Origin of the sequence: Rhodococcus sp. C3V, from assembly GCF_029269915.1 — a bacterium.
GTDB classification, from domain to species: domain Bacteria; phylum Actinomycetota; class Actinomycetes; order Mycobacteriales; family Mycobacteriaceae; genus Rhodococcus_F; species Rhodococcus_F qingshengii.
Genome location: NZ_JARJBE010000005.1, coordinates 285,631 through 297,733, shown reverse-complemented (window position 1 = coordinate 297,733; position 12,103 = coordinate 285,631). Strand labels below are relative to the sequence as shown.

General features: G+C 62.6%; 11 protein-coding genes. 8 read left to right on the top strand and 3 right to left on the bottom strand.

All coding sequences use genetic code 11. From position 1 onward, the window contains the following. The first annotated feature begins 72 nt into the window (after positions 1–72). Together P3G66_RS16240 and P3G66_RS16235 are read left to right on the top strand one after the other, a co-directional pair. A complete protein-coding gene (locus tag P3G66_RS16240; protein ID WP_003942973.1) occupies positions 73–750 on the top strand; it encodes a GAP family protein in 678 nt (225 codons plus the stop codon). Between the two features lie 25 nt (positions 751–775). After that, entirely contained in the window at positions 776–2,350 is a 1,575-nt protein-coding gene (locus P3G66_RS16235; RefSeq protein ID WP_003943103.1) for a carboxylesterase/lipase family protein, read from the top strand. Positions 2,351–2,354: 4 nt separating this feature from the next. Here the strand turns inward: P3G66_RS16235 and P3G66_RS16230 are convergent, their stop codons facing one another. Next, positions 2,355–4,313, bottom strand: coding sequence for a BTAD domain-containing putative transcriptional regulator (locus P3G66_RS16230; protein WP_276116847.1), 1,959 nt, complete (start codon positions 4,311–4,313; stop codon positions 2,355–2,357). A 98-nt stretch (positions 4,314–4,411) separates the two neighbouring features. On the opposite strand from P3G66_RS16230, the gene P3G66_RS16225 reads away from it, so the two are divergent. Both P3G66_RS16225 and P3G66_RS16220 read left to right on the top strand, forming a co-directional pair. Beyond that, a complete protein-coding gene (locus tag P3G66_RS16225) occupies positions 4,412–5,290 on the top strand; it encodes an alpha/beta hydrolase (protein ID WP_003942926.1) in 879 nt (292 codons plus the stop codon). A 71-nt stretch (positions 5,291–5,361) separates the two neighbouring features. Next, entirely contained in the window at positions 5,362–5,847 is a 486-nt protein-coding gene (locus P3G66_RS16220; RefSeq protein WP_054825108.1) for a hypothetical protein, read from the top strand. A 32-nt stretch (positions 5,848–5,879) separates the two neighbouring features. Here P3G66_RS16220 and P3G66_RS16215 read toward each other — a convergent pair whose 3' ends face one another. Beyond that, a complete protein-coding gene (locus P3G66_RS16215) occupies positions 5,880–6,857 on the bottom strand; it encodes an ABC transporter substrate-binding protein (RefSeq protein WP_276116846.1) in 978 nt (325 codons plus the stop codon). Between the two features lie 244 nt (positions 6,858–7,101). On the opposite strand from P3G66_RS16215, the gene P3G66_RS16210 reads away from it, so the two are divergent. The 3 genes from P3G66_RS16210 to P3G66_RS16200 are packed head-to-tail and all read left to right on the top strand — an operon-like array spanning position 7,102 to position 11,000. Then, positions 7,102–8,655, top strand: a complete 1,554-nt coding sequence (locus P3G66_RS16210; protein ID WP_003942885.1) for an MBL fold metallo-hydrolase — start codon at positions 7,102–7,104, stop codon at positions 8,653–8,655. Positions 8,656–8,669: 14 nt separating this feature from the next. Continuing rightward, positions 8,670–9,335: a YoaK family protein gene (locus P3G66_RS16205; protein ID WP_054188283.1), complete on the top strand. Its 666-nt coding sequence runs from the start codon at positions 8,670–8,672 to the stop codon at positions 9,333–9,335. Positions 9,336–9,374: 39 nt separating this feature from the next. Then, positions 9,375–11,000: a sodium:proton antiporter gene (locus P3G66_RS16200; protein WP_054825063.1), complete on the top strand. Its 1,626-nt coding sequence runs from the start codon at positions 9,375–9,377 to the stop codon at positions 10,998–11,000. Here the strand turns inward: P3G66_RS16200 and P3G66_RS16195 are convergent, their stop codons facing one another. Then, positions 11,001–11,438, bottom strand: coding sequence for a DUF2867 domain-containing protein (locus P3G66_RS16195; RefSeq protein WP_054825064.1), 438 nt, complete (start codon positions 11,436–11,438; stop codon positions 11,001–11,003). Between the two features lie 53 nt (positions 11,439–11,491). Here P3G66_RS16195 and P3G66_RS16190 point away from each other — a divergent pair, with 53 nt between their 5' ends. After that, positions 11,492–12,064, top strand: coding sequence for a TetR/AcrR family transcriptional regulator (locus P3G66_RS16190; protein WP_054825065.1), 573 nt, complete (start codon positions 11,492–11,494; stop codon positions 12,062–12,064). Positions 12,065–12,103 lie beyond the last annotated feature (39 nt).

Sequence of the window (12,103 nt, the reverse complement as noted above, 5' to 3'; positions counted from 1 at the left end):
CCGTGAGTGGCGATGTCGTGGAGGCCGAACGTTTCGCCAATGGCCGGATTGGCCGCTTGTACGGTCGCAGAAATGGAATCGATTACTGCGCAGCTCATCCCACTCGCCACCGGCGTCGTCATCAGCCCGATTCCTCTGGTTGCGATCATCGCGATCCTGCTGTCCACTCGGGCGAAGGCAAATGCATTCGCGTACACCGCGAGCATCGTGCTGGCCGCGGCAGCGATCACAGCAGCGACGGCACTCTCGACCACCGGAGTGGAATCGAAGTCCAGCGGCAGCGCGCATACCGTCCAGACGGTGTTCGCCGTCGTGTTCACTGTCGGTTTTCTGGCGCTCGCGTACTCGAGTTGGCGTGGCCGTCCGAAAGACGATGCCGAGCCGGCGATGCCGTCGTGGCTGGCGCAGATCGACTCGATGCAACCGGCCAAAGCTGCGGTTCTGGGACTGTTGTTGACCGTACCCAACGCGAAGAACCTGCCGCTCGAACTCAAGGCAGGTTCGATCATCGGTGGCGGGCACCTCGGCTGGGTATCAGTGGTCGCGTACTCCGTTCTGTTCGCGGTAGCGGCGTCCATCGCCTTGATCGTGCTGTCAGCATTGGCTGCCGTGCCCTCGGCGAAGGTGACCGATGCACTGAGCGCCACCAAAAGCACTCTGATCCGCCACAATGCGGCAATCATGACCGTTTTGTTCCTGATGCTGGCAGCATTGGAACTCTCGCACGTTGTCGAAGCCCTGTCGAAGTAGCAACTTGTTTTCGAGGAGAAATCGAATGACGATCACACCCAGCGAAGCGCCGGTAGTCGAGACAACGTACGGGCCGGTTCGAGGATCGACGAAAGGCTCGGTGTCGAGTTGGAAGGGGATTCGTTACGCGGCACCTCCGGTCGGTGCGCTGCGATTTCGCGCGCCGGTTCCGCCGCAGCCGTGGACCGAGGTCCAGGACGCAACAGAATTCGGACCGTGTGAGCCGCAAAGTCGGCTCGCGATGATCCCGCTCGGTGAGAACGTTCCGATGGACGAAGACTGCCTGTTCCTCAACGTGTGGGCACCGGGCCCCGTCGGTTCTGATGCGCCGGGTAAACCGGTGATGGTCTGGATTCACGGCGGAGCGTATTTCCGCGGAGCGTCCAGCCAACCACTTTTCGACGCAACCACATTGGCTGAGAACGGCGACGTTGTCGTCGTCTCGATCAACTACCGCATCGGTGTGTTCGGCTTCGTCGATTTCTCGTCCTTCAATTCGAGTGAACATACCTTCGAGCCCAATGTCGCTCTCCGCGACATGATTGCAGCGCTGCAATGGGTTCAAGGCAACATCGCGGCTTTCGGTGGCGATCCCGACAAAGTGACGTTGTTCGGCGAGTCGGCAGGTGGCGGCGCGGTGACGACGCTGATGACCGTCCCGTCCGCTCGCGGCCTGTTTCATCGCGCTATTGCCGAAAGTTCGCCCGCCACTTCGGTGTACGGTAGTGAACGTGGTGAGATCGTCGCGAAGCTGTTTCTCGAGATCTTCAGCGGCGGAAGCGATCTGGGTCTGTTGCGGTCCACGTCTGCCGAAGACTTGATCGGGCCGTCAGACGAACTGTTTGCTCGCGTCCCCCAGGAGACGCCTGGCACTTTGGCGTTCGCGCCGATCGTCGACGGTGATCTGCTCCCTGACTACCCGGTGCGCGCGTTCCGTCACGGCAATGCACACCCGATTCCGCTGATCATCGGAACCAACAAGGACGAATCTTCGCTCTTCCGGATGATGAAGTCGCCGTTGATGCCGATCGATCCCGTCGTGATCACGTCGATGTTCGCGGAGATCGCCGACGAGCATCCAGGACTCGAGCTACCGGATCATTCTCAAATCGAAGGCGCGTATTCGGGACTGTCCAAGCTGGGCGCCGGTCTCGGTTTGACCCGTGATTTCGGATTCCGGCTGCCTACGTTGTGGATCGCCGAGGCGCACAGCAAGGTTGCGCCGACGTGGTTGTATCGCTTCGACTACGCGCCGCCGATGCTCAAGGCGCTGAAGATCGGTGCGACCCACGGCACCGAACTTGCCTACGTCTTCGGCAACATCAACCACGGGGCACGAGACATTACCTACAAGTTGGGTGGCTTGAGCGCGGCGCGTCATGTCTCTGAGCGCATGCAGGCGAGGTGGTTGGACTTTGCCAGAGCTGCAGGCGATTACGACGCCGGGGACGATCGCGAACTGGGTGCGGACCCGGGGTGGCCCACTTACGACACCGACACACGCTCGACACTGTTGATCGACAAACGCGATGCCGTCGTCGCTGATCTCGACCGCGAGATCCGGGAGGCGTGGGGTGAGACGGTGATTGCATTCACCTGACGGTTCAGCCCTGCTCCAATTCGGCCAGGTAGTGCGAGACGGGTCCCACGGTGAGCATTCCGCTTCCGGCGCCGGCTATTTCGGCGGCGGCAGGTAGGAGCGCCGCTCGCGCACGCTCCTTGACTCGACGGTCGCCGACTGCAGTCGCCGCTGCGGCAGTCAAGCACCACAGTGCCTCGGAGAGTAGGTCTTCGGGCGGGTCCGGCAACGCCTCGACGGCCTTCGCTGCTTCGTTCGTCTGCCCCTGTGCGATGAGCAGGTGTGGCCGGGCCCAGGGTTCGTAGGGGCCCCACTGCGTGGTCGGGTCGAAAATCGCCGGCAGTCCCCGCCATACGCGGAGGGCGAGAATTGCGAGAGGGAGTATGCCGTCCGCGAGACCCGGCATGCCGGCATCGGAAAGATTCACCGCCGCAGCTTCGTACAGCTTCTCGCAGTGCGCGGCCTCCGCGCCGGTAGCGGCAGTACGCACAGCGCGAAACCAGGTGGTGAACACTGCTGCCAAGGGGCGTTCGTGACGTCCGGCCAATCGATCAACCGTCTCGGCAGATAGCTCGGCTGCATCGAATTGCCCAAGGGCGCTGAGGGCTTGCATGCGGATCAGATGGCCGAGGATCTCGAAGGTAGCCAGGCCGTGTCGAATGGCGAGGTCGACCAGTTCACGGCCGATGTCGTCGCGCTCGGAGGCCAGACCGGTAGTCCAGAACGTCTGCATGAACAATCCGTTCAGAGCGAAGGCCAGGAGCCCTGGATCGTCGAGAGCGCGACCGATCTGTACTGCGGCACGGGCACATTCGAGACCGTGATGACCGGGCAGTCCGCGCGATTCGAGTGCGATTGTCGCCAACAGTCTCGCCCGAGCGGGTTCGTTGCCGGCCGGAAGTCGATCGAGAGTGCGCTGAGCGGCCTCGACGATCTGCGTAGCCTGCCGAGGATCGTCGGATCGCGTCCAGATCCCGGGCACGTCGTAATTGCCGATGATCCGCGCGGTGAGTTCGACGTCGTCCAATTGTTCAGCGGCGCCGATGATTGTCAGTCGTTGGTTTCGGGCAGTCTCGAGTCCGCTTCCGCCCGCAACTGCCAAACTTCGGAGGAGGCCGACGGTTGACTCCAATCTCGATTTCGATCCTGCCGCTACGGTCCGGTCGTACGCTGCCGAAACCTGACTGAAGATCTGTTCTGCCCCTGCAGGATCCAGGTGGGTTTCCCGGCGGAGAATGTCGGACTCGAGGTCGTTCAGTCGTGGGCCAGGGTCGATGCCCAACTCTTCGGCGAGTAACTTCCGTGCGCGACGTAGGACTGCCAGAGCATCGCCTTGACGATCGGACCGGTACAGCGCGAGAGCGAGTAGTCGCCAACCATCCTCGCGCCAAGGGTGTTCCGTCACGTGGGCATCCAGAGCGGGAATCGCTTCGGCAGCTCGCCCGAGATCGAGTTGCGCGGATGCCAAGCGTTCGACGGCAGTCAGACGCAGTTCCTCCAAGCGCGATCGCTCCGTTCGGGCCCAAGGCTCGTCGGCGAACTCCGCGTAGGCCGGCCCTCTCCACAGTTGCAGCGCGGTTCGGAGCAGTTCGAGTGATTGCGCCGGCGTCGAATCTGCGGCTTCTCGCACCAGTCTTTCGAATTCCCAAGCGTCGACCGCGTCGGGTGCTGCATGAAAGGCGTAACCGGGCCCTTCGGTGACAATGACTTTCGGCTTCTTTCGCGGCGCGCGATCCGGTTCGAGCGCACGCCTCAAAGCGGAAACGAACGTACGTATTGCGCTGGTAGCGCCGGACGGAGGATCGACCCAGAGGTCGTCGACAATCACGTCCACGGGAACAACACGTCCGCGGGCGACGACGAGACGAGCGAGGACCGCTCGGTGTCGTGGACCCTTCAGATCGATCTGGTGTGAAGACTCGTTCCACGCGACCACGGGTCCGAGCACTCCGAAAGCCGGGGCTTCAAATGTGTGGTCTCGCATTTCCCCACGCTATCGCGCTCATCGAACGCTCATCGACTGCGGCGAAGCTGATTGCCATCACCCCGACCTGCCATCACCCCGACCAACGAGAGCGATCGATGACTATCACCATTCCAGGCTTCGACTACCAGCAGATTTCCACAGCAGACGGAGTGCGGCTCAACGTCGCGGTCGGCGGAAGCGGAACACCACTCGTCCTTCTGCACGGCTTCCCTCAGACTCACCTCATGTGGCGTCACGTAGCCACTGCCTTGGCGTCGGATCACACCGTCATCTGCCCGGATCTACGCGGATACGGAGCCAGCGACAAACCGGTCGAGGAAAACCCGGACACCTACTCCAAACGAACAATGGCTGCCGACATCGTCGAGGTGGCCAGGAAATTGGGACACGAGAAGTTTGCCCTCGTCGGCCACGATCGTGGCGCACTGGTTGCCGTCAGAGCGGGGCTGGATCATCCGGATGTGATCACGCAACTCGGCTCGCTGGACGTGCTCCCCACCCTGGATATGTGGGACATCCTGCATGGATCGAATGCTGCTGTGGCGTTCCATCTCTATCTCATGGCTCAGCCACCTGGTCTTCCCGAGCAGATGATCAGCGCCAGCGCCGATGCGTTCTTCGAGTACTTTCTCGACGTGTGGACGCAGAACCGCGAAGCGATTCCGGTAGACGTGCGGGCGGAATACCTGCGCGCCTCACGGGAGGCGGTGCCGTCGATCGTTGCCGATTACCGGGCGTCGGCAGGCATCGACATCGAACACGATCAGTCCGATCGGGAGGCGGGCAACCAACTGCACATGCCGGTCACGGTCATTCAGCAGGACTGGGGCTCGATGCTCGGCTACGACGCCGAGGCCCTGTGGAAAGCGTGGGCGCCCGATCTCGAGCACCGCACGCTGTCCGCAGGTCACTTCATGGCAGAAGAGGCGCCTGCCGAAGTGGTCGAGGCGATCCGGACCCTACTCGAGAGGTAGTTTTGACGCTTCTCGGCTGTCGAGGTACTGGCGAGCGCATCACGTGCGTCGCGAATGGACGAGGGGGATCGATGGGTTTCTCGCTGCACTTCATGCGGGTGACGAAGGACGTGCAACTCGATGTTGATCGGGCGGCGGTCGCCGCTTTCCTCGATCAGCACGGGCTGCGCGTGGTCGAGAGCCCGTACGGAGGCGAGATCGTCGACCGTGACGACAGGGCATTGACGATCGACGGGGCCTTCTCCGACCTTCATCTCGACTCGCTCGAGCAGAGCGATCCACTCAGTGGTGGAATCTTCCACGCGACGCTGTCGCCTGCCGAGTGCGCGTTCGTCTACGACCTCTGCTCGGCGGCTGGGTTCCTGATCGTCAACCCTCAGGGTGACCCGACGTTTCTCGTTCCCCAGCGCAATCACGAGCCCGACGACGTTTCCGAGTTGGAGGACGTCGTCTGGGTTGAAAGCGCCGAGGAACTGGCGCGGGCGCTCACCGGTGGTTTCCAAGCGTTCCGCGAGTTTCGGGACCGCGTGACAGGACGAGCCGCCGGTGCCGAATGATCGGGGCCCATCGGGTTGACGAAGGTCGGGTCCTACCGCTTGACCCCGGCCGCCAAGTCGTCGACGAGAACCTTGGCGGTCAAGGCGTATCCCGCGGCCTTGTAGTAGTCGAAGGGAATCACTCGACCAGCCTGCGCGGCGGGCAGACGCTGCCACGTCGGCGAGGTGTACACGCTGCCGGAGGCGCTGCGATCCAAGGCGAAGATGACGTCGGCTTCTTCGAGACGGTTGAACTGCTCCGATCCGAGCATCACGCGAAGGTCGGGGCCTTCACGGAGCACCTCGAATCCCAGGTCCTCGGCGACGGCGGTGCGGAAATCGTTCTGGAACCACGCGATCTGATCCTCCGCGGCGGCGACGAAGGCAACGTTCTTGCCGGCCATCAGCGGTTCGACGGTCGGGCGGACCTGAGCTACATGGGCGTCGTACTCGGCGAGTACTTCTTCGGCGCGATCGCTGCGCCCGATGCCGGTGAGGAAGTCCGACATGACCTTCCGCCACTCCGGGGTGAAGTCCTTGCCGACGGGCAGGACCGGTGCGATCTGCTGCATCCGGTCGTTGCCGTACGACCCGGTGTCCCACCAGCCGGCGCTGAGGACGAGAAGGTCTGCGCCGAGAGTCGAGATGTATTCGAAGTTGGGATCCGAAGCACCTTCGGCGAAGATCTCGACACCCGTGGCATCCGGGACCTCACGGCGTAGGTGTTCGGCTGCGCCGGTCGGGTAGGCGGTCACCGGGTATCCGGCGAGGATCGACAATTCGAGGCCGTCCCGAGGGTCGAGGGCAACGACGTTCTGTGGGTCCGTCGGAATGATCAGCTTCTCGTCGCCGCGAGTGAACTCGAAGGTCTCCGCGTTCTCGGGCGTCGAACTTTCCGTGCTGCCGCAGGCGGCGAGAAACGCGGCCGCAGCGACGCCCGCGCCGACGCCGAAGAAACCGCGTCGCGTCAGGTTGTCCACGATCGCCCAGTAGTCGCGATCGGTCGTGGAGGGAGAAAGGAGTCGAGTCATGCTTGTTAGGTTAGCCTTAGGGGCTGTCTTCGGGAATGCTGAAACAGCTCCCGCGAACGCCAAGAAATACGGCGAACACGCCAGCACAGAGAGTGTTGTCCGCGTCACCGGCAGGTCTGATTCACAACCCACTTTCGACCTCTGACGTGCATGACGTCACAACCGGCCGCCTCCTCGATCGCGATTTGGCCCTGATCGCGCCGACTATGCTGAGTTGACCAGCAGTACGATTTCGGAGGTTGCAATGCAGATCACCAGCGTCGGCCACGCAGGATTTCACATCCAGACCGAGGCCGGATCCATCCTGTGTGATCCATGGGTGACCCCGACGTATTTTGCGTCCTGGGTGCCGTTCCCCGACAACACAGAGTTGGACTGGGACGCGCTGGGCAACTGCGACTACCTCTACGTCTCGCACCTGCACAAGGACCACTTCGATCCGAAGAATCTGATCGCGCACGTCAACAAGGACGCCACAGTCCTGCTCCCCGATTACCCGGTGCCGGACCTCAAGCGTGAACTCGAGAAGCTCGGCTTCCACAAGTTCTTCGAGACGGAAGACTCCGTCAAGCACACCGTCAGCGGTCCCAAGGGCGATCTCGACATCATGATCATCGCTCTGCGCGCTCCCGCGGACGGTCCGATCGGTGACTCGGGCCTCGTCGTCTCGGACGGGGAAACCACCTGTTTCAACATGAACGACGCCAGGCCCGTCGACCTGGACCCGCTGACCGACGCCTTCGGGAAGGTCGACATCCATCTGCTGCAGTACTCGGGCGCGATCTGGTACCCGATGGTCTACGACATCCCGAAGGGCACCAAGCGCAACTTCGGCAAGCAGAAGCGTCAGCGCGGCATGGACCGCTGCCGCAACTACATCTCCCAGGTCGACGCTGCCTGGGTTGTTCCGTCGGCCGGCCCGCCGGTCTTCCTCGACGACGACCTGCGTTACCTCAACGACGATCACGGCGACGAGGGAAACATCTTCCCCGACCAGATCACGTTCCTCGAGCAGATGCGCATCAACGGCAACGATCGTGGTCTGCTGATGATCCCCGGCTCGGCCGTCGAACTTCGCGGAAGCGAGAAGGTCGCGCTGACGCATCCCATCCCGGACGCAGACGTCGACAAGATCTTCTCCAACAAGGCCGAGTACATCGAGAAGATGGCGCAGAAGATGGCACCGGTCATCGCCGCGCAGAAGGCCACGTGGGCTCCGGCCGAAGGCGAGCCGCTGCTCGACGGTCTCAAGGCCAAGTTCGAGCCGATCATGGCTCAGTCCGATCTGATCTGCGACGGAATCGGCTACCCCGTCGGACTCGTGATGGGAGAGGAGACGGTCGTCCTCGACTTCCCGAAGCGGATCGTTCGTGAGCCCATCGACGGAGAAGGTAAGTACCGCTACGGCTTCCGCATCGCTCCCGAACTGGTTCGCACCGTTCTGCGCGACGACGAGCCCGACTGGGTCAACACCATCTTCCTGTCGACACGCTTCACGGCGTGGCGCATCGGTGGGTACAACGAATTCCTCTACACGTTCTTCAAGTGCCTCACCGACGAGCGCATCGCGTACGCCGACGGCTGGTTCGCCGAGGCCCATGACGACAGCGCGTCTATCGAGTTGGGCGGGTACGAGATTCAGCGTCGTTGCCCCCACCTCAAGGCTGACCTGTCGAAGTTCGGTGTCGTCGACGGCACCAACCTCACCTGCGATCTGCACGGCTGGCAGTGGGATCTCGAGACCGGCCGCTGCAAGACGTCCAAGGGCCACGAGCTGCGCACCAGCAAGCTGAGCTGAACCGAGCTCGTCGGGTGACGGGATACAGCAGGTCGCTGATCGGCCTGGCGACAGCGCTGGCCGGGTTGGCCGGTTACGTCGACGCGCTCGGATTCATCACGCTCGGTGGGCCTTTCGTTTCGTTCATGAGCGGCAACATGACGCAGGCGAGCGTCGCATTTGCCGACGGGGTGTGGTCGACCGCGCGGGTGGCCGGCGGCATCATCGTGCTCTTCCTTCTGGGAATCGCGCTGGGAACCGTCGTCACCCACTTCACGGAGCGCTATTCGGTCCGGGCCCGCAAGGTCACGGTGCTCGCAGTTGTAGCCGGGCTGCTGGCCATCGGTTCGGTGATGAGCAGCCTCGACGTCACCCCCGGCGCGATCTCGGCGATGGCTTTGGCGATGGGAGCCGTCAACTCGGTGTTCCAGCGCGACGGCGAGGTGACGATCGGTGTCACGTACATGACCGGTGCGCTGGTCAAGATGGGCCAGCGTCTGACCGGAGCCTTTCTGGGTGGCCCGAAGTGGGCGTGGCTGCAGCACTTCGGGATGTGTGCCGGGTTGATCGCGGGCGCGGTGGTCGGTGCGTTGGTTCACCGATGGATCGGTCTTCACGCTCTGTGGCCCGCATCGGCGTTCACGGTTGTTCTGATCGCCGTTGCCTGGCAGGTCTCGCCCCCGTCTCCGGCAAAGGTGTAGAAAGAGCCAGACACAAATCCGGGGGTACAGGGGGAAGCAGTGGACGCTCTGATCATCGTGGTGCTCGGTCTGCTCGGAATCGTCGCGGCCTCGACGCTCGGAGCGCGGATCGGAGTCGCAGCACCGTTGATTCTGGTGATGGCCGGGATCGTTGTCAGCCTCTTACCATTTGTCCCAGCAGTGGACATCGACCCGGAATGGATTCTGGCAGGCGTGCTTCCACCACTGCTGTACTCCGCCTCGGTCTCGATGCCGTCGATGGAGTTTCGGCGTGAGTTCGGTGCCATCGGTGGGCTTTCCGTTCTGCTCGTGGTCGTGAGTGCGCTTGTTCTCGGTGTGTTCTTCTCCTGGGTGATACCAGGACTCGGTATCTGGTGGGGCATTGCACTCGGTGCGATCGTGAGCCCGACGGATGCCGTCGCGACGTCCATCGTCAAGAAACTCCCGGTCTCGCCGCGGGTGGTGTCGATCCTCGAAGGCGAAAGCCTGCTCAACGACGCCACCGCTCTGGTCCTGTTGCGTACTGCCATCGCCGGGGCCGCCGCATCGGTGTCGCTGTGGAGTGTGTTGGGCAAGTTCGCTTTTGCCGTCGTCGTGGCCGCGGTCATCGGAGTTGTCGTCGGCAAGGTCAACCTGATGGTTCGCGCCCGTGTCACCGATTCGACGGTCAACACGGTCATCTCGTTCACGGTGCCGTTTCTGGCGGCGATCCCCGCCGAAGAGTTGGGTGCGTCAGGATTGGTTGCTGCCGTCGTGGCCGGGCTCGTCACCGGCTACGACGCTCCTCGGAAGCTGTCACCGCGACACCGGTTGTCCGACTCCCAGAACTGGCGCACAGTCGAATTGGTCCTCGAAGGTGCGATCTTCCTGGTGATGGGCCTCGAACTCTCGTCGATAGTCGACGATGTCCGGGTCGACCACGAGGGCATATTCACGGCGGTCTTCGTGGCGGCGGGTGCACTGTTCCTCACGATCTTGGTGCGGGCTCTGTACGTGGCCCCGCTCCTGCGAGCGCTCCAAGCACGGGCGAATTTTCGTGAACGCATGAAACCCAGACTCTCCGACATCGCGAATCGCCTCGACAATCCCGAGGATTACCCGCCAGGCGAACGACGCAGCAGGCGCCGGGCACCTTCGGCGAATCAGATGGAAAGGTTCAAGGTTCGGGTTCGGCGGACGGTTGCCGATATCGACTACTACCTTGCTGCGCCGTTGGGATGGCGTGAAGGCACGATCGTCATCTGGGCCGGCATGCGCGGGGCGGTCACTCTGGCTGCAGCGCAGACTCTGCCGGAAGACACCCCGAGTCGATCGCTCCTGATCTTGGTTGCGTTCCTGGTGGCAGCAGGCTCGTTGATCCTTCAGGGAGGAACGTTGAAGCGCGTCGTAGTGGCGACCGGTCCGGCAGCGCAGGACCTCACCGAATCCGAACTAGACGAGCATCGCAGGTTGCTCGACCTCCTCGAAGATGCTGCTGCGAGTGTCGTTCCGCCAGAGGGTCGGTCGAAGAAGAGGATCCGCCTCGACGTGATCGACGCGCAGCGTCAGGCACTGCTCGACGCACGTGACGATGGCGTGTTCGACGCACGGATGCTCGGATCGGCACTTGCCGCGCTGGACGCCGATCAGATCAGCCTCGAACTCAAGGGCGGTCCGGACGGTTGATCACGTGCACAGTCTCTTTCGAGCGGACGTCATCATTGCCCGCGTGATCACTCCGTGCAGTACCTGAACGGGTGCGAAGTAGATTCGGCCCGCTCGGTTCTTCAGCTCCACGGCGGTGACGACGTGCAGGAGGCCGGCGTCGTTGTCGGCCTGAACCGAGGCGACGAATCGTAGGTGTTTCTCGTCCGCTTCGATGAGGGCCTCGCCGTCGGCGATCTTGTCGACGGCAAAGGTGTCGGGGCGTCCCTTGGCGATGCCGAGCAGTCCGACTACCCGCTCCCTCAGCCAGAACATCGCGAGGACGGGTGCGGGGACATTCCTGACGTCGAAGACTGCCTGCGCCCACTCCTCGGATGTATGGGTCGGAACAGATGCGATGGTGATCGTGGTGGCTTCTGCCCAGTCCGGTGCAGGCATTGCCTTGAAAGCGAGTGTCATTTCGTCCTCCGTACGGTGCCGTATGGAACTTACCCATACGGTACCGTACGGAGGTGACGAATGCCCGCGCCCGACTCTCTCGCGACCAGTGGATCGATGCAGCTTTCCAGGCTCTGACAAGCCATGGGCCTGATGCAGTTGCAGTGGAAAAGGTGGCGCGCACGCTCGGATCGACCAAGGGTTCCTTTTATTGGCACTTCGCCAACCGCGACGAATTGCTGCAAGCTGCGCTCGGCCGGTGGGAAGTTTTGGCAACCGAGAGACTGATCTCCTCCGTCGAGTCCTCTGGTGAACCGGCGGAGGTGAGATTGCGTCGTCTGGTGGATTCGGTCACGACCGGATTGGCCGATCGTCGTGCGGAGTTGGAACTGCTTGCCGGGATCGACCATCCTGTGGTTTCGGCGGCGGTTCGACGTGTCACCGAGCGTCGAGTTACCTACATCGTGACGTTGTTGGTTGATCTGGGGATGGACAGGCGGAAAGCGGAACATCGTGGCGTACTTGCCTATTCGATGTACCTGGGGCAGATGCAATTGGTACACAGTGCGCCCGATGTGGTTCCTGGCAGCGGTGCGGACGCTCAGGCGCTCGCCGACGAGTTCGTGAACATGGTTCTGGCCAGGTAGTCCGCCGTCGAACGCAGCGTGATCTGCGCATCACCCTGC

What these genes read in the sequence shown, in the direction of transcription:
- P3G66_RS16235 (WP_003943103.1), top strand. Translation starts at nt 776, where the DNA reads ATGACGATCACACCCAGCGAAGCGCCGGTAGTCGAGACAACGTACGGG.
- P3G66_RS16225 (WP_003942926.1), top strand. Translation starts at nt 4,412, where the DNA reads ATGACTATCACCATTCCAGGCTTCGACTACCAGCAGATTTCCACAGCA.
- P3G66_RS16230 (WP_276116847.1), bottom strand. Translation starts at nt 4,313, where the DNA reads ATGCGAGACCACACATTTGAAGCCCCGGCTTTCGGAGTGCTCGGACCC.
- P3G66_RS16195 (WP_054825064.1), bottom strand. Translation starts at nt 11,438, where the DNA reads ATGACACTCGCTTTCAAGGCAATGCCTGCACCGGACTGGGCAGAAGCC.
- P3G66_RS16220 (WP_054825108.1), top strand. Translation starts at nt 5,362, where the DNA reads ATGGGTTTCTCGCTGCACTTCATGCGGGTGACGAAGGACGTGCAACTC.
- P3G66_RS16240 (WP_003942973.1), top strand. Translation starts at nt 73, where the DNA reads ATGGAATCGATTACTGCGCAGCTCATCCCACTCGCCACCGGCGTCGTC.
- P3G66_RS16210 (WP_003942885.1), top strand. Translation starts at nt 7,102, where the DNA reads ATGCAGATCACCAGCGTCGGCCACGCAGGATTTCACATCCAGACCGAG.
- P3G66_RS16215 (WP_276116846.1), bottom strand. Translation starts at nt 6,857, where the DNA reads ATGACTCGACTCCTTTCTCCCTCCACGACCGATCGCGACTACTGGGCG.